The sequence below is a fragment of the Enterococcus sp. JNUCC 77 genome, from assembly GCF_054819945.1.
Window position 1 is genome coordinate 751886 of record NZ_JBTHIG010000002.1, and the last position, 17063, is coordinate 768948.

17 protein-coding genes are annotated in these 17063 nt (G+C 37.5%); 16 read left to right on the forward strand and 1 reads right to left on the reverse strand.

Annotated features, from left to right (window positions below; translation table 11 throughout):
* Positions 1-68: 68 nt before the first annotated feature.
* From ACVWNY_RS16715 to dagF, 11 genes are all read left to right on the forward strand, one after another.
* A complete protein-coding gene (locus ACVWNY_RS16715; RefSeq protein WP_218325724.1) occupies positions 69-1772 on the forward strand; it encodes an ABC transporter ATP-binding protein in 1704 nt (567 codons plus the stop codon).
* Positions 1772-2605, forward strand: a complete 834-nt coding sequence (locus ACVWNY_RS16720) for an energy-coupling factor transporter transmembrane component T family protein (RefSeq protein WP_218325725.1) — start codon at positions 1772-1774, stop codon at positions 2603-2605. Before ACVWNY_RS16715 ends, ACVWNY_RS16720 begins: the two co-directional genes overlap by 1 nt.
* A 297-nt stretch (positions 2606-2902) precedes the next feature.
* Complete coding sequence (locus tag ACVWNY_RS16725; protein WP_218325726.1) at positions 2903-4756, forward strand: BglG family transcription antiterminator; 1854 nt, start codon at positions 2903-2905, stop codon at positions 4754-4756.
* Between the two features lie 4 nt (positions 4757-4760).
* The gene (locus ACVWNY_RS16730; RefSeq protein WP_218325727.1) at positions 4761-5093 is read left to right on the forward strand and encodes a PRD domain-containing protein; all 333 of its coding nucleotides are present in this window, start codon (positions 4761-4763) and stop codon (positions 5091-5093) included.
* Between the two features lie 19 nt (positions 5094-5112).
* A complete protein-coding gene (locus tag ACVWNY_RS16735) occupies positions 5113-5469 on the forward strand; it encodes a glycine-rich SFCGS family protein (RefSeq protein WP_218325728.1) in 357 nt (118 codons plus the stop codon).
* An 11-nt stretch (positions 5470-5480) separates the two neighbouring features.
* The gene (locus tag ACVWNY_RS16740; protein ID WP_218325729.1) at positions 5481-5840 is read left to right on the forward strand and encodes a DUF4312 family protein; all 360 of its coding nucleotides are present in this window, start codon (positions 5481-5483) and stop codon (positions 5838-5840) included.
* Between the two features lie 17 nt (positions 5841-5857).
* Entirely contained in the window at positions 5858-6637 is a 780-nt protein-coding gene (locus ACVWNY_RS16745) for a DUF4311 domain-containing protein (RefSeq protein ID WP_218325730.1), read from the forward strand.
* A 53-nt stretch (positions 6638-6690) separates the two neighbouring features.
* Positions 6691-7383: a DUF4310 family protein gene (locus tag ACVWNY_RS16750; protein ID WP_218325731.1), complete on the forward strand. Its 693-nt coding sequence runs from the start codon at positions 6691-6693 to the stop codon at positions 7381-7383.
* 18 nt (positions 7384-7401) lie between these two features.
* Positions 7402-8508 (forward strand): amidohydrolase/deacetylase family metallohydrolase, encoded by a 1107-nt coding sequence (locus ACVWNY_RS16755; RefSeq protein ID WP_454072014.1) that lies wholly within the window; start codon positions 7402-7404, stop codon positions 8506-8508.
* On the forward strand, positions 8498-9589 hold the full coding sequence (locus tag ACVWNY_RS16760; RefSeq protein ID WP_218325733.1) for a DgaE family pyridoxal phosphate-dependent ammonia lyase: 1092 nt from the start codon (positions 8498-8500) through the stop codon (positions 9587-9589). The genes ACVWNY_RS16755 and ACVWNY_RS16760 overlap by 11 nt, the downstream gene beginning before the upstream one ends.
* Positions 9590-9600: 11 nt before the next feature.
* On the forward strand, positions 9601-10338 hold the full coding sequence (gene dagF / locus ACVWNY_RS16765) for a 2-dehydro-3-deoxy-phosphogluconate aldolase (protein ID WP_218325734.1): 738 nt from the start codon (positions 9601-9603) through the stop codon (positions 10336-10338).
* Between the two features lie 41 nt (positions 10339-10379).
* On the opposite strand, the gene ACVWNY_RS16770 is transcribed toward dagF, so the two are convergent.
* Entirely contained in the window at positions 10380-12287 is a 1908-nt protein-coding gene (locus tag ACVWNY_RS16770; RefSeq protein ID WP_218325735.1) for a BglG family transcription antiterminator, read from the reverse strand.
* A gap of 174 nt (positions 12288-12461) precedes the next feature.
* Between ACVWNY_RS16770 and ACVWNY_RS16775 the strand changes: the two genes are divergently transcribed.
* The 5 genes from ACVWNY_RS16775 to ACVWNY_RS16795 all read left to right on the forward strand — a co-directional run bounded on the left by ACVWNY_RS16775 (position 12462) and on the right by ACVWNY_RS16795 (position 16804).
* On the forward strand, positions 12462-12776 hold the full coding sequence (locus tag ACVWNY_RS16775) for a PTS sugar transporter subunit IIB (RefSeq protein WP_218325736.1): 315 nt from the start codon (positions 12462-12464) through the stop codon (positions 12774-12776).
* Positions 12777-12788: 12 nt separating this feature from the next.
* Entirely contained in the window at positions 12789-14057 is a 1269-nt protein-coding gene (locus ACVWNY_RS16780; RefSeq protein WP_218325737.1) for a PTS sugar transporter subunit IIC, read from the forward strand.
* 17 nt (positions 14058-14074) lie between these two features.
* The gene (locus ACVWNY_RS16785) at positions 14075-14422 is read left to right on the forward strand and encodes a PTS sugar transporter subunit IIA (protein ID WP_218326151.1); all 348 of its coding nucleotides are present in this window, start codon (positions 14075-14077) and stop codon (positions 14420-14422) included.
* Positions 14423-14505: 83 nt separating this feature from the next.
* Positions 14506-15297 carry a histidine phosphatase family protein gene (locus ACVWNY_RS16790; protein WP_454072015.1) on the forward strand — a complete coding sequence of 264 codons (792 nt, stop codon included), beginning with the start codon at positions 14506-14508 and terminating at the stop codon, positions 15295-15297.
* A 79-nt stretch (positions 15298-15376) separates the two neighbouring features.
* Positions 15377-16804: a glycoside hydrolase family 1 protein gene (locus tag ACVWNY_RS16795; protein WP_218325739.1), complete on the forward strand. Its 1428-nt coding sequence runs from the start codon at positions 15377-15379 to the stop codon at positions 16802-16804.
* Positions 16805-17063 lie beyond the last annotated feature (259 nt).

A 17063-nucleotide genomic window follows, 5' to 3' on the forward strand; every position in this document is an offset into this window, starting at 1 on the left:
TTTAGGAAAAGGTCCGGGGTGGGTACATGCACTTCTCCTGACCTTTTTTCTGATTGAAGGAGAAATAGATGACAAAACCAATGATTGATTTTAAAAATTTTACTTTCCAATATCATAGTCAAGCTGAGCCAACCTTAAAAAATATAGATTTATCGATTCAAAAAGGTGAAAAAGTGCTGATTGTCGGGCCTTCCGGCAGTGGGAAATCGACTTTTGCCAACTGTATTAATGGTTTAATTCCCAATCAATATGAAGGGAAAATCGAAGGATCGGTAGAAATTGATGGTCAAAATATTGCCGACCGTTCACTTTTTGATTTATCTTTTAGCACTGCAACTGTTTTGCAAGATACCGATGGGCAATTTATTGGCTTAACGGTAGCAGAAGATATTGCCTTTGTTTTAGAAAATGATTTGGTTTCCCAAGCTGAAATGAAAAAACAGGTAGCTCATTGGGCTGAAGTTGTTGATATTGACCAGCATTTGGAAAAACGCCCACAGGATTTATCTGGCGGACAAAAGCAGCGGGTGTCGATGGCCGGCGTCTTAGTCAATGAAGCACCGATTTTATTATTTGATGAACCATTAGCAAACCTGGATCCGAAAGCTGGTAAAGAAGCAATTGCATTAATTGATCAACTACATAAGGAAACCGGCGCAACTATTTTGATCATTGAGCATCGTTTAGAAGATGTTTTAGACAAGCCAGTAGACCGGGTAATTGTTTTTAGCGAAGGGGAAGTGGTGGTTGATACCACGCCAGATGCATTACTGAAATCGACTACTTTGGCAACCCATGGTATACGTGAGCCTCTCTATGTAACGGCTTTGAAATATGCGGGTGTTGATTTAAATCAATTGACACAAATTGACCAATTGGAAAAAATCGATGGGCCAGTTGTCAAAGAAAAGATGGAAGTTTGGCAATCTGCCCACTTTGATTTGCCAAAATTAACTGAAAAAGCCCCATTATTGGAATTAAAAGATTTGATTTATCGCTACGGTCAAAATGAACCGCTGGTAATTGATCATTTAACTACCACTATTAACAAAGGTGAACGAATTGCAATTGTTGGGAAAAATGGTGCTGGAAAATCAACTTTATTTAAAGCAATCTGTGGCTTCATTAAACCTCAAGGCAGTCTAAAATGGGAAGGTCAAGAAATCGCCAAAGAGTCCATTAAAGAACGGGCTGATAAAATTGGTTACGTGATGCAAAATCCGAATCAAATGATTTCAAAAAAATTGATTTTTGATGAAGTTGCCTTAGGCTTAACTTTACGAGGGGTTAATGAAATTGAAATCAAAGAACGGGTGGAAAAAGCTTTAAAGGTTTGCGGCTTATATCCATTCCGGAAATGGCCGATTTCAGCTTTGAGTTATGGACAAAAAAAACGGGTAACGATTGCAGCGATTTTAGTATTAGAGCCGGAAATGATTATTTTAGATGAACCAACTGCCGGTCAGGATTTTCGCAATTATACTGAAATGATGCGCTTTATTGAAGAGTTAAATCATTTAGGTAAAACGGTAGTCATGATTACACATGATATGCATTTGATGTTGGAATATTCAGATCGGGCCCTCGTGGTTAATCAAGGGAAAATCTTAGCTGACACTACACCGATTGATGTTTTAACTTCACGGGATTTGGTTGAACAAGCATCGCTAAAAGAAACTAGCTTGTTTACTTTTGCGGAAAAAATCGGTTTAGCCGATCCAGTCGAATTTACCCGGAAATTTATTCATTATGATCGTGAGGTGAGACGTTAATGGAAAATAATCAGACCTTAGGTTATCATCCCGGTGAGACAATATTGCATCATTTAAATGCGACAGCCAAATTGATTTTTCTATTATTAGTCTCGATTGCCTGCATGACTACTTATGATACCCGCTTTTTGATTGTCATTAGTATTTTATCTTTGGCAATGTTTAAAGTGGCTAATGTGAAATGGTATCAAGTGTCATTTGTGATCAAATTTATTGTCTTCTTCTCGATTTTAAATTTATTAGCAGTCTATATTTTTCAGCCAGAATATGGGGTGCAGTTGTATGGTACTCGCCATGTGATTTTCGCTGGTTGGGGACGTTTTACTTTGACGCAAGAACAATTATTCTATTTGTTTAATCTAGTATTAAAATACTTTTGTACGATTCCAGTGACATTGATTTTCTTATTTACTACCAATCCTAGTTCTTTTGCTTCTAGTTTAAATAAGATTGGGGTCAGCTATAAAGTCAGTTATGCAGTGGCTTTAGCTTTACGCTATATTCCTGATATTCAAGAGGATTTTCAAAATATCTCGCAAGCGCAACAAGCTCGTGGTTTTGAAATGTCTAAAAAGGGTAAGTTGATGCAGCGGGCAAAAGGAACAGCTCAAATTGTTTTGCCATTGATTTTTTCTAGTTTAGATCGAATCGAAATCATCAGTACGGCAATGGAGCTACGGCGTTTTGGTCAAAAGAAAAAGCGCACTTGGTATGTAGATCAACCGTTTCAAATGAAAGATTATCTCTTGATTGCACTTAGTATTATACTCGTTTTAATTACGATAGCTTTATTTCATGTCAATGGCGGACGTTTCTATAATCCATTTAAATAAATAATTTTTACAGACGGAGCCTTTCTGGTTTCGTCTTTTTTATTTTTCAAGAATAAAATTTAAAAAAGTGAAAAAATAATAGTGAATATAACAAGAATTTTTAATCAAAAATATTTCTATTAGTGCAATAATAAAAGGAGAGAACGCGCGGTTTTACACTAGAAAAAAGCGGGAAAATTTAAAATGCACGAATGATCGAAGTAAAATCAAGGTTTGTTGCACTAACTAAAGTGCAAACATTTCATATTGTCGTAAAAACAGAAAGCGCTTATATTTAAGCCATAAGGAGCGAGAAAAATGCAACAATTAAGTAAGAGAGAACTTAGAATCCTGCTTTACTTATTAGAAAATTCCGAACCAGTGACGACGCAAAAGTTAGCTGATGAAGAAGCAGTCAGTGTTCGAACGGTGAAATACGCTCTAGATAATATTCGACTATGGCTAAAAGAACGGCGCTTGCAATTAGGCAGCAAACGCAGTCAAGGAATCTGGATTGAAGTCAATGGTTCAGAACGGATGAAACTAAAAAGTGAGCTGATGGCAGTTGATCGCTTGGAGTTATTTCCTGATCAAGGCTTGCGGTTAGATCGTTTGATTATTCAATTATCATTGAGTAAGTCAGCCACTACTGCGCAAGAATTAGCTGATCGTTTGAAAGTTAGTAAAGATACGATCATGAATGACTTTGTTGTTTTAGAAGAGAAGCTAGCACGAAGAGAGATGGAATTATCACGTCAAACGGGAAAAGGTTTTTCAATCACGGGGACTGAAAGAGAAATTCGCTTATTGATCGAAGAAGTCTTGCAACAAGGTTTCACCGATTACGACATCTATCGCATCATGGAATTATTGTTGCAGGGAGAAGAATGCGATCGTTACGAGATTTATTCAGCTTCCCAAACCTTATTGCAAGAAGTTTTTAATCAAGCCATTGTCAGTTTAAGAGAATTATTGGCTGTCGAAAATTTAGATGAATTAAATTATTCTGAGCTATTAAATATGCTGATTCGCGTTTCTGTTGCCGCTACGCGAATCCAGTCAGAAAACACGATTGGTGGCTATCAATTATTGCAAACAGATCAAATTAATCGCGAAGAATTGGCATATCAATTAATGTCGGTTATCTCAGCTAAGTATCATTTACCTCTTTTTGAAGACGAATATCGTTATATTTACAGTGATACTTTTGATAGCGGACCGCAACAAGATGTGATGACCTTGACGAAAGAAATTATTTCACAGGTTAGCGAAAATCAAAATTATCCATATAGTCAAGATCCAGTACTATTAACCAATTTATATGCCCATCTGTCTTTGCGTTTTACCCGCAAACAAAAATATGTCAATGAATATAATCCTTTCAAAGATGAAATCAAAGCCAATTATCCCAGCTTATTTGCCGCAATTGAGATGGCCGTAAAAAAAGAGATGATTGATGAAAGTCTCTTGGTGAACGATTCATTTATTGCTTATATCGCTTTACATTTCTTGGTTTCCTTTGAAAAAGAAACAGATTCACGACGTGTCAGAGCAGTCTATGTTTGTTCCACTGGTCTAGGCGTCACTAGTTTAATCAAACAAAAAATTTCAGAAGAGCTATCTAATCTTGAAGTGGCTGCCTTTGCTTCGGTCTTAAATGCTCAAGAAATAGTCAAAAAGAAAAACCCTGATTTAATCATTAGTATTTTTCCGATTGAAGGCGTTGATCGACCTTTTGTGAAGGTACATCCTTTGCCAACGAAGGAAGATTTGAGAAAAATCCAAGTTGAAATTAAGCGAATTCTTGGTCAAGACAATCAAAAAACACCAAATAGACTTGGCTTAGCCAGGGGTCCAATCAATCATGATTCGGCTGAATCTTGCAGTAAAGATTTGATTTTAAAAGGGTATACAGTTTATGAGCGTCTATTGGTGTTATTGAAAGATCACTTAATTATTGAATATCGAGAGGGCTTTTTACTCCATGTCTTGTTATTAGTGCATCGGATTACCTTCGAGCAACAATATATCTTAGAAGGCGGTCACGAAGATCAACGAATCATGCAACAAAAAAATTTAGTTGAGCAAATTGAAGCTTTGTTCGCTGAAAATAATTTAGCCATTAATAAATCAGAAATTCATGCGTTATTTGCGTATCTGAGAGAGGAGTAAATCATTGGAATTGTCAGTCGATGCCAAAAAAATTATCGCTGAAAGTCAGCAAAGAAAAGCTCTAGAGGAACTGATTGATTTTGTCGAAGAGCAGTTAAAAACGCCAGCGATTGAATTATCAGAATTACAGTGGACGGTCTTAATTAATCACTTGAATGAAATGTTAAAACGCTCGGAAAATCATGAGGCAATTCAAGAAGTTGATGCCAGTATGTTTAATGAAGTATCAGAAGAATCATTAATGATCGCCAAAAAAGTTGTCGATTTTATCGGTCAGCTACCAATTGATGAAATGTATGTCTTATCGATTCATTTTGAAGCAGCAAAAAACAATTAAAAATTAGGGGGAAACAAAAATGATTACAGTAGTTATCGCAGATCGCATGGGTAAAGGACAAAATGTCGCAAAAGGAGTAGAAGCAGCAGGTGGAAAAGCAGTAGTTGTTCCAGGTATGGGTGCCGATATGCGGCTAGGTGATGTGATGCAACAAGAAAATGCAGATATGGGAATTTCATTTTGTGGCAGTGGTGGCGCAGGTGCTTTAACCGCCGCAACAAAATATGGTTATCCTGAACGTCACGGCATGCGTTCAGTTGAAGAAGGCTTGACTGCCATCAATGATGGAAAAACGGTTTTAGGCTTTGGTTTTATGGACCAAGAAGAATTAGGCAAACGTTTGACGGAAGCTTTTGTTAAAAAACACGGCTTATAGGAAGTGATGAAATGACTGCACAAAAAACAACTCAAAAAAAAGTCATTGTTAACGGCAAAGGTGATTCAAAGCAACATGCCTTTGCGGCAGCATTAGGTGAAATTCAGCAAAAATTAATGCAAGAATCAGAGGTTCTGTTACGAGTTGAACCGCTTGAAGTCGAAGTTTTGGCAGCAACCGAACAAACTTTTACCGAACGATTTTTATTTTTCTTTTTTCCGCGAAAACGGACCAACTATCAAGTTCAGTTGGCAGTAACGGTGGAAGTCAGTGAAATAGATTTGACACTGGTTCCTTTCATGCAAGAAAAGATTGCTGATCCGGAAGGGATTAACCTGCCTTTTGTATCCAAAAAAATAAAAACTAACTAAAGAGAGGAAGTTATTTCGTGGATTTTGCAATTATATTAATTAAATCAATCATCATTGGCGGATTGTTAGGTTTTTCTGCATCAGTCGGTGCAGCTCGAATGTTTCATGCTCCTAGCACTCAAGGTTTAGGTGCTTTTCGGACATTGGGAGAAATGAATGCCTGCATGGGCGATCCTGCTTCGCATTTTTCTTTCGGTTTAGGGTTCTTCTTTAATGCTTGGGCATCAACTGTTGGTGCCGGTGCCTTCACGCAAGATGTGACCCACCGGATCGTTCCCAACTGGGCAGCCGCAGCTTTATTATTCAAAAATAAAAATGTTGGCGAAACCGTCCATAATCCTAAGAAAATGGGGATTGTCGGCGCCGTGATCGGGGCTGTCGTAGTAGCCTTTTTAAATTCAACTGCCGCAGCTATTCCAGAATCTTTACAAGTCACAGCAGTCGCAGTCTTAGTTCCGGCAGCAACAATTTTAATTAATACCGTAATGCCGGTTATTTTCTGGCTAGCAGCTTTAGACGCAGGCAAACGAACTGGTTTCTGGGGAACTTTATTTGGCGGACTTGCACAATTAATCATGGGTAACGCGGTACCAGGTGTGGTATTAGGGATTTTAATCGGTAAAGGTGTTGACGAAATCGGTTGGAACAAAGTTACTAAGAGTATGATGGCAGCAATTATCTTACTGTTCGTGTTAAGTGGCTTCTTCCGTGGTTTCGATTTACAAATGTTGGAAAGCTTCAAACTTTCAGCACCAAATTGGTTAGATAATCTGCATGGTATTTTTAATATCGAATAAACAAAAGAAATTTCTGAAGAGAAGCTTTATGCATAAAAATTAGGAGGAGAATCATGGAGAATACGGAACAGTGGGAAAAAGAACAAGAAGAGATATTGGCCGCACAAAAACAAAAAAGTTTCTGGTTTGCGGATTGGTCATTTCCGATTATTGTAGGCTTGATGTCGGCAGCTGTTTTTGCGGGAACCCATATGTATGTTACTTATGGCGTGGGCGCCTTTAATGAAGTATCGATTGTAGCAATGTTAAAAGCTGGTTTAGATGGCGGATCTTATGGTGCGGCAGCGGCTTTTGGCGCTAGTTTCTTATTTGCCCGAATTTTAGAAGGTTCATTAGTCGGTATTTTAGATTTAGGCGGTTCAATTTTAACAGGAATCGGGATTGGGATTCCAGCGATTTTTCTTAGTATGAAAATTACTGCGCCAATTGATAACTTTGCTTTGTCATTAGCGACAGGTTTAATTTTAGGTGCGTTAGTCGGTGGAGTGATAATTTTGATTCGTAAGTTTACGATTAATCAATCAAACTCGACTTTTGGCGCGGATGTGATGATGGGTGCCGGAAATTCGTCTGGTCGTTTCTTAGGACCATTGATTATTTTAAGTGCTTGTCTAGCATCCATTCCCATCGGCATCGGTGCAACTTTAGGCGCATTAGCTTTTTATGCATGGAAAAAACCAATTGCCGGTGGCGCAATTTTAGGTGCGATGATTTTAGGTGCACTTTTCCCTGTAGCGATTAAATAGAAGGAAGGCAGTTCATAAATGTTTGATAAATTAATCAAAAATGGGAAGCAAATCGACGGTAGTAAAATTGAGATTGCAATTTCAGCTGGAAAAATTGCCAAAGTCGACACAACGATTACTGATGAAGCAAAAGAAGTCATTGATTTAAAAGATGATTATTATATTTCAGCTGGCTGGATTGATGATCATGTTCATTGCTATCAAAAGATGAAATTGTATTACGATTTTCCTGATGAAATTGGCGTAAAAAAAGGGGTAACCACAGTGATTGATGCCGGAACCACCGGCGCTGAAAATATCAATGATTTTTATCAGTTAGCAGAGGCGGCAAAAACCAACGTTTATGCATTACTTAATATTTCAAAATGGGGCATTGTCGAGCAAGATGAATTAGCTGATCTTACCAAAGTGCAAGAAGATTTAGTTCATCAGGCTTTAATGGAGTTGCCTGAATTTATTGTAGGGATCAAAGCTCGCATGAGTAAAACAGTTGTGGGAGAAAATGGGTTTACACCACTAGAATTGGCTAAAAAAATCCAAGCGGACAATCATGATTTACCTCTGATGGTGCATATTGGATCAGCGCCGCCAGAATTACAAGAAGTATTGACAGTGATGTCAAAAGGTGATGTCTTAACCCATTGTTTTAACGGAAAACCCAATGGTATTCTTGATCAAACAACCCAAGAGATTAAAAGTTTTGTTTGGGATGCTTATCGTAAGGACATCATTTTTGATATTGGTCATGGAACAGATAGCTTTAATTTTAATGTTGCAGAAAAAGCATTTGCAGCAGGAATGAAAGCTCACTCAATTAGTACCGATATTTATGTTCGTAACCGTGAAAATGGCCCTGTTTTTGACTTAGCGACAACGCTAGAAAAATTACGAGTCGTTGGCTATTCTTGGGAAGAAATAATCGAAAAAATCACAGTTGCACCGGCTAAAAATTTCAATTTAAACAATAAAGGGAAAATAGCTGTCGACTATGATGCTGATTTAACCATTTTTGAAATTATCCCAGCAGACAAAGAATTAATTGATTCTAATGGTTTTACTAGAATGGCAATCGAACAGATTAAACCCCATCAAACAATCATTGGAGGCGTCCTTTATGACAATTAATTTTGAAAAATTAGGCTTGAAAGAAGTTATTAATGCCTCAGGTCGCATGACTATTTTAGGGGTTTCAAAAGTTTCTGAGAATGTTTTGACAGCCCAACGTTTTGGTGGTGAACACTTTTTTGAAATGAGTCAGTTAGCCATCCAGACTGGGGCCTATTTAGCTAAATTATTAAAAGTGGAAGACGCACAAATTGTTTCTTCCGCTTCAGCTGGAATTGCCCAATCAGTGGCGGCCTTGATTGGTGCTGGAGATTTATATCATGCTTACCATCCGTATACTGACAAAATCAATAAAAGAGAAATCATTTTACCGAAAGGTCATAACGTTGATTATGGGACACCAGTTGAAGTCATGGTGGAACAAGGTGGCGGACAAGTGATTGAGGCAGGTTATGCCAATATGTGCGGACCAGACCATTTAGAAATGATGATTACAGAAAAAACAGCGGCGATTTTATATATTAAAAGCCATCACACTGTTCAAAAAAGCATGCTGACGGTTGCTGAAACGGCAACTGTAGCGAAAGCACACAAGATTCCACTAATTGTCGATGCAGCAGCGGAAGAAGATTTATTTAAATATATTCAAGCGGGTGCAGATTTAGTGATTTATTCTGGTGCCAAAGCGATGGAAGGGCCAAGTGCTGGTTTAGTCATCGGTAAAAAAGAATATATTGAGTGGATTCGGCTGCAAGGCAAGGGAATCGGTCGCGCCATGAAGATTGGTAAAGACAATATTTTAGGTTTTACACAAGCGGTGGAAGATTACTTAGTCCATGGTAGTGAAGCCGGCAGTGAAATGAAGGCGAGAATGCTTCCTTTTATCGCAGATCTTAACGAAATTTCAGATTTATCCGCCGAAGTCGTTCAAGATGGTGCCGGTCGCGATATTTATAGAGCCAGCGTCAAAGTCAGCGGCGAAAAAAATGCCAAACAAGTGATTGAAGAACTGAAAGAAAAAGATCCTGCAGTTTATACGAGAGAATATCAAGCTAATAATGGCATCATCGAATTTGATGTACGCTCAGTGAATCAAAGTGAAATGACAAAAATTGTCAATCGATTAAAAGAAATTATGTAGGGAGTTTAATTATGTCATTAAGTCCAAAATATTATCAAGAACGGGTTTGCTTAAATGTTTTAGCAAATTCAGTTGAAAATGCAAAAGATTGTTATGAAGCTGCTGAAGGTTATGTAGTTTTAGGTGTATTGTCAAAAAATTATGCCAGCGACGAAGCGGCCATTGAAGACATGAAAAAATATCAAGCAGCGACAGAAAATGCTTTATCGGTGGGACTTGGTGCGGGTGATCCAAACCAAAGTCAAATGGTAACCCGCTTATCTGGAGTTTTACAACCGCAACATGTGAATCAAATATTTACTGGCGTTGGTGCTTCACGAGCATTATTAAATCAAAATGAAACAGTTATAAATGGTTTGGTTTCTCCAACCGGAAAAGTTGGTTTTGTAAATATTGCGACTGGCCCGTTAAGCTCAAAAGCGCCAGAAGCAATCGTGCCAATCGAAACAGCCATTAAATTATTACAAGATATGGGCGGTAGCTCGGTAAAATATTTTCCAATGAAAGGCTTAGCTCATAAAGATGAATTCAAGGCAGTGGCTGAAGCTTGTGGCAAGTATGATTTCTATTTAGAACCAACTGGCGGGATTGATCTAGAAAACTTTGAAGAAATCCTACAAATTGCTTTAGATGCTGGTGTGAAGAAAATCATTCCTCACGTATATAGCTCGATCATTGACGGAACAACTGGCGATACTCGACCAGAGGATGTAGCAACTTTACTTTCGATTATTAAAAAAATCGCATAAAAAAGCAGCAGCGACGTGAAATTTTCCGTCACTGCTGCTTTTTAAATTTTGGCTAAAATTAATTTACGGAAACTCTCAAAATCTTTGACTTCTTTGATTTCTTGATAGATACCCGCAGAATCAAAAACCGATATCAAGGCTTCGTAAATTTCGGTAAAATACCGTCGGTCAACTTCATTAATGGCTGCCAATAAAACCAATTGAACTTTTTTTGTTCCCCATTGAATCCCATCTTTGGCAATAAAAATCGAAATTGTCGTTTTTTCAGCTTCCATATAGACGGAATGGGGTATCGCCACTGCTTCAAAAGCTGTGGAAGAAGCCAATTCTCGTTCTAAAACATGGGTATAAAAATCTTCTGAAACAATTTCTGCACTTTCTAATTGCTGACAAATTTTCTTCAAGACGGTCATTTGATTGGTTTCATTTTTTTGACAGGTAAAGAATTGTGGATCAAAATAATCATCGAAATTCTTGGCTAAAATACGATGTTTTCTATGTAATCGTATTTGCCCAACTTTAGATAGAAGTAACAAGCGCTGCTCTTCAGTGAAAATAGGCGAAATTTGAATGGTTTGAAAACTTGAGCTGGCAGGTACCGGTAAGGTCGTAATCAATAACTCAATATCAGGTGTTTTTAATTGATTATAATCGGATATCACCGCTTCAATCTTTAAATCATTGCCAAATTGCTGGTGCAGTTGCTCATATAATTTTTCATCTAAGTTCATATATTGTGGGCATAGTAAAACCGTCGAAATTTTAAAGAGATCTTTTTTCTGTTGTTCTAATTCAGAACCCACATGGAGCGCAATATAAGCCGCTTCATCTTCAGCCACATCAATCGATAAATAATGATTTAGACGTAAAGCAATAAAGACTGCGATATCATAAACAATCGGAAAATCTTTTTTCATGGAAGGCAACATTGGGTTTTTTAAAGAGGTTGCTTGCTTTGCTCGGGAAAAAAGTCCGCTAATATGCAACGAAAAAGGCACTAAGAAAGATTCACTAGTTAAATTGACACCAAAAGTCTGGCAGGTGTCACTGACGATATTTTGCACCGCTGTCATAATATCAGCACCGACAATCTGCTCCAATTCATCCAGATTATTGGAAGGAATATAGTTGACATTGGCTTGGAAAATCATATGAATTTCTTCTTTTTCATGATGGTTCAAGACTAGATCAAAATCTTTTTCAATCGCATGAATCATTTGCGTCACTAGTTTGGCTTTGTCTTCTCTCAGCCAAGAACTAAACCAATTACGACTGATGAGAGAATGATCATTACGAACTGACTCCAGTAAAATCAGTAGATGCAACATCAAATTAATAAATGAAAAATCATTAAGGCGGTATTTAGTCGCTTGCAAAGTTTCAGTAATAATATTCGCCAGCTTGGTTACGTCATTTTGGTTAAAGTTCTCTGCTAAAATTTCTTGATTGATGAATTGATGGGGGACTTCCTCGAAAATAACGTAGGAAAGCAATTGACGTTTGTCTTTCTCCTCACCGATGATCTGTAAAGTGTCATTTTTAATCATGAATTTGACGTGGTATTTGGCAAAGGACTGGTTCATTTTAGCGACGTCAGTTTTCAAAGTAGCGTAGCTGACAAATAATTCCTCACTTAAGTCAAAAATATTCAATTGGCGATTTTCAATCAGACTTTTTTTAATCAAATAAAAAGAGCGCTCTTTAAAATTTTGTGGGAGGGCTTCTTTTTGCGGTGTCTGACTCAAGATTTTTTGTCCCGCTTGATGTTCGATTTGATAGCCTAATTGTGAGGATAAAATAACGGGATTTCCAGATGATTGATTGATTTCATAGATATAATTTTTAATTGTTCTGACGGACACACCAATTTTTTCAGCCAAAATACGGGCCGAAGTTGGGTGCTGTTGTTGTAAAAGATAATCAATTAATTGTGCTTGTTTGGCTTTCATAGGTGGCCTCCTTACAACACTTTATAAATATTATAACGTGGATTAAAACCAGATGATATATTTTTTTGCACGGGGGTGTGCAATTGTTTAGTTGAGGGTGTAAGTGCAAATCAGCCATAATACGAAGTGTAAAGAACAACGAGTTAAATAAAAAAGATACTGGAGGACAGCAAAATGAAAACGGTTAATATTATGTTATGTTGTGGCGCAGGAATGTCGAGTGGCTTTTTAGCTCAAAAAACTAGAAAGGCAGCGAAAAAACGTGGCATCGGTGGTTCTATTGAAGCCCGCAGTGAAAGCGAGATTAGTCAATATCTTGATAGCATCGATATTTTATTATTAGGTCCACATTACGCTTCTTTTAAAGAGGAAATGACGGAACAAGCAAAACCTTTTAATGTCACAGTCGATGTGATTCCGCAAGATATTTACGGCATGTTAGATGGCGATGGGTTATTAGATTTTGCTTTAGCTAAATTAGAAGCATAAGGAGGCACAAACATGAAAAAGTTTATGGATTGGCTAGCGAATTCCTTTGCACCTAAAGCCAAGATTCTAACTCAAAAACCTGCAGTAGCTGGATTGTCCAGTGCGATGCAAAAGTTAATTCCTTTTATCATGACTGGTTCGATTGTATTTTTCTATAATGTTTTTCGTTCGTATATTCCACAGTTACCAGACCTAGGAAATATTTCTAATTATTCTTTTGGAATGATCGGTTTGATCGCCTCTTTCATGGTAGCCAATCAATATATGGAAAAGTTAAAACATCCTAAGTATGCCATTACCGCAGGAATCGTTGCAATTTGTTCGTTAATGATGACGCTACATCCGGTGGGTGCTGAAGAAGGCTTTTATGATATGGGACGCGTTGGACCGACTGGGATTTTAATTGGTGTCATTGTCGGTGGTGTCGTCAGTATTATTTTCCATTTATATTCGAAACTGAATTTATTGAAAAACAGTGAAATGCCAGATTTTGTCATTGAGTGGATTCACAATATTATTCCAATCTTCTTGAGTTTGGCATTGTGGTCAACCTTAATCTTTAGTTTCAAATTAGATATCTTTGACATTATTTTAAATCTTTTTGAACCGATTCAAAGTTTCGGTCAATCATTACCAGGTTTAATCTTGTTAGTATTAATTCCCGCTTTCTTCTATTCAATGGGAATTTCGACTTGGTTGTGGTCAGCGATTCAAAATCCGATTTTTATTGCCGGAATTGCTGCCAACGCTTTAGCAGTGGATCAAGGCAATGCGGCTATGAATATTGTTACCAATGAAACTGTTTATAGCTTAGGTTTAATTATGATGGGCGGTACAGGTGCGACATTGGCCTTAAATTTATTAATGTGTTTCTCAAAATCAAAAAAATTAAAAACGTTAGGTCGAATTTGTATCGCCCCTTCGATTTTTAATATTAATGAACCAATTGTCTTTAGTACGCCGGTGGTGATGAACCCAATCTTAATGATGCCAATGTGGATTAATTCCATTACAGGTAGTTGCGTCGTTTGGTTTGCGATGCGTGGTGGTTTACTGAATATTCCAGAACAATTGATGCAAGTAGCTCAGATTCCGGCACCGATTTCTAGTGTCATGATTTTACAAGATTTCCGAGCAGTTCTTTGGTATATCTTATTGTTCGCGATGTATCTAATTACTTGGTATCCATTCTTTAAAGTGTATGAAAGAGAACTTTTAGCTGATGAAATTCAAACAGAAGAAGCGCCAGCAATGCCTGCTGCCTCTGTTAGTCCACAATAAATGAGGTGTAAATTATGATGGAAGAAAAAGAAATGACAGAAAACGAATTAATCCCAGTAGCGATGCAAATTATTTTACACGCTGGTAATGGTCGAACGAAAGCCCAGGAAGCCATCAAATTGGCGAAAGAAAATGATTTTGTGGCAGCAAAAGAAGCTTTAAAAGCTGCCAAAGACAATATTGTTTTGGCTCACAAATCCCAAACTGCAGTCATTCAAAATGAAGCAGCCGGTAAAAGCTATGAGCCCTGTTTATTGTTTACTCATGCGCAGGATCATTTAATGACAATTTCAAGTGAAGTAAGTTTAACAAAAGATTTGGTCGAGTTTTTCGAGTTGATAACCAATAAGCTTGAAGCAAACTAACTGATACGAGGTGAGAATCCTCCGTTTCTCACCTCATAAATATTTAAAAATTTTTCAGATACAAATTAGAAGGAGTTTTGACTGTGAAAAAATTTAGACTGGCTTTATTAGCTATCGTAGCAGTTAGTTTTAGCTTTTTTGGTGGAGTAAATAATGCTGAAGCCAAAGGAAATACCGATAATCAAGAAAAACCAATCACGATTTATTTAGTCCGCCATGGAAAAACTTGGTTTAACACAACCGGCCAAGTGCAAGGTTTTGCTGACACCCCATTGACAGATGTAGGGATTGATCAAGCAAAATTGGTAGGTGGATCTTTGGCTGATGTTAAATTTTCCGGTGCTTATTCTAGCGATTTAGGACGACAAAGGAGCACTGCGCAATTAATTTTAGCTGAAAACAATAAAAAAACACCAACATTAACTGAAAACAATGGCTTCCGCGAAAAAAACTTTGGTGGCTTTGAAGGTCAAACCAATGAAGTTATGTGGAATACAATCATGGCACCTCATGGACTTGCCTATAAGGATGATTGGTCAGATTATTCAGCATTGGTAGAAGCGTTAGGTGGAGAGGCAGGCGTTGTCGATGCGATTGCCGCAGCAGATGAAACTGGTACGGCAGAAAACTTTGCCACTGTCCAAAAACGTGGACTGGCAGGTATGAAAAAAGTTATTAAGCAAACAGAGAAAAAAGATGGCGGCAACGTATTAATCGTTTCTTCCGGTGGCATGATTCCAATATTGTTAGAAGAAATCGTCCCAGGACAATATCAAGGTGAAGATATCGGCAATTGTAGTATTACCACTTTGAAGTATCAAGCTGGAAAATATACATTAGAAAAGTTAGCTGATACGAGTCATTTAGATGAGTAGTTTTTTAATCAAGGTAAATTGATGTAGTCCGTTATTGACTCATCCTTAATTTAAATAAAAAGATGAGGAGCGAAACAACATGCAAAAAGAATTTCCAAAAGATTTCCTATGGGGGGCTTCAACTAGCGCCTATCAAGTAGAAGGGGCCGCTGCTATCGATGGCAAAGGCGTTTCACAACAAGATGTGATCAACCAAGAGCGACACGAAAAATTTGGTTTTGCTGATGCCAGTGTAGCCAGCGATCATTACCACAAATATAAGGAAGATATCGCCTTGTTTAAAGAAATGGGCTTCACTAGTTACCGTTTTTCGATTGCTTGGTCACGAATTTTTCCAAATGGAGATGGTGAAGTCAATCAAGAGGGGGTTCAATTTTATCGAGATTTAATCAATGAATTGAAAGCCAACGATATCGAACCAATCCCAACTTTGTATCATTATGATTTGCCTTGGCCTTTGGTAGAAAAATATGGCGGCTGGTTATCTCGGGAAGTGGTAGATGATTTTGCGGTCTTTGCAAAATATATTATTAATGAATTTAAAGATGATGTGAAATATTGGATTACCATTAATGAGCAAAGTATTATCGTGCAATATTGGACGCAAAAATGTTATATTCTGCCAGAATATCAAGACAATAATCAGTTGCGCTATCAAATCAATCATCATATGAACTTGGCGCAAGCTATTGCTGTGAAGTATGTTCATGAAGTAGGTGGTTTAGCAGGTCCGGCTTTAGGTTATTCACCGATTTATGCCAGAACTTGTAAACCAGAAGATCAAATTGCGGCTTTAAATGCCAATGATTTAAGAAACAGCTACTACTTGGATGTTTATTTCAAGGGTTACTATAATGTCGCAGCTTTAACTTATTTGAAACAAAATGACTTGGCACCAGAAATGGCTGCTGACGATGAAAAATTATTCGCTGAAAACTTGTCAGATTTCTTCGCTATTAATTATTATGACAGCAATTGTGCTCATGCTTGTCCAGAAGGGGCTGAGCGACGCTGGTCCGGATATAATTTAACTGGTAAAAAAGGTGATATGTCTGGTTTTGAAACCCATCCTGGATTTTATCAAATGTGTTCAAACCCTGAATTAAAAACAACAGACTGGGATTGGGCAATCGATCCGATTGGTTTGGAATATGTTTATCGTGATTTGTATACTCGCTATAAGATTCCATTTATGATTACTGAAAATGGCTTAGGTGCTTACGATGAATTAACGCCTGATGGCAAAATTCACGATGATTATCGAATTGATTATTTACGGGAGCATATTAAAGCCACCAAGCGAGCGATGGATCTTGGTGTTGAAGTGATCGGCTACATGCCTTGGTCAGCTTTAGATTTACTGTCTACAAGTAACGGCTACAAAAAACGCTATGGCTTGATTTATGTCGATCGCACAGATGACGACGAAAAGGAATGTGCCCGTATCAAAAAAGATTCTTTCTACTGGTATAAAAATGTGATTGCTAGTCAAGGAACTGAATTATAAAAAGTAGCAGACGGATTTTCCGTCTGTTTTTTGGTCTAGCTAGTAAACAGCGAGTCCAAATAACCCACGTTGACACTGGGAAAGAGAGTATAATATAGTTATCGAGAAGAATTTAAGAGTGAAGCAAAGTTTATTTGATGAACGGGGTTGTATTTTTGAGCGTAACAATGTCTATCTAGATGAATTTAATAGCCGATAAGCAATTGTTTATTTGGCGTGTCTATAGATATTCTTACATTCTCAATCATCATTCATATGA

Bases quoted from the DNA above. Each gene is read 5' to 3' on its own strand.
- ACVWNY_RS16715 (WP_218325724.1), top strand. From the start codon at position 69: ATGACAAAACCAATGATTGATTTTAAAAATTTTACTTTCCAATATCAT.
- ACVWNY_RS16720 (WP_218325725.1), top strand. From the start codon at position 1,772: ATGGAAAATAATCAGACCTTAGGTTATCATCCCGGTGAGACAATATTG.
- ACVWNY_RS16725 (WP_218325726.1), top strand. From the start codon at position 2,903: ATGCAACAATTAAGTAAGAGAGAACTTAGAATCCTGCTTTACTTATTA.
- ACVWNY_RS16735 (WP_218325728.1), top strand. From the start codon at position 5,113: ATGATTACAGTAGTTATCGCAGATCGCATGGGTAAAGGACAAAATGTC.
- ACVWNY_RS16740 (WP_218325729.1), top strand. From the start codon at position 5,481: ATGACTGCACAAAAAACAACTCAAAAAAAAGTCATTGTTAACGGCAAA.
- ACVWNY_RS16750 (WP_218325731.1), top strand. From the start codon at position 6,691: ATGGAGAATACGGAACAGTGGGAAAAAGAACAAGAAGAGATATTGGCC.
- ACVWNY_RS16755 (WP_454072014.1), top strand. From the start codon at position 7,402: ATGTTTGATAAATTAATCAAAAATGGGAAGCAAATCGACGGTAGTAAA.
- ACVWNY_RS16760 (WP_218325733.1), top strand. From the start codon at position 8,498: ATGACAATTAATTTTGAAAAATTAGGCTTGAAAGAAGTTATTAATGCC.
- dagF (WP_218325734.1), top strand. From the start codon at position 9,601: ATGTCATTAAGTCCAAAATATTATCAAGAACGGGTTTGCTTAAATGTT.
- ACVWNY_RS16770 (WP_218325735.1), bottom strand. From the start codon at position 12,287: ATGAAAGCCAAACAAGCACAATTAATTGATTATCTTTTACAACAACAG.
- ACVWNY_RS16775 (WP_218325736.1), top strand. From the start codon at position 12,462: ATGAAAACGGTTAATATTATGTTATGTTGTGGCGCAGGAATGTCGAGT.
- ACVWNY_RS16780 (WP_218325737.1), top strand. From the start codon at position 12,789: ATGAAAAAGTTTATGGATTGGCTAGCGAATTCCTTTGCACCTAAAGCC.
- ACVWNY_RS16785 (WP_218326151.1), top strand. From the start codon at position 14,075: ATGGAAGAAAAAGAAATGACAGAAAACGAATTAATCCCAGTAGCGATG.
- ACVWNY_RS16795 (WP_218325739.1), top strand. From the start codon at position 15,377: ATGCAAAAAGAATTTCCAAAAGATTTCCTATGGGGGGCTTCAACTAGC.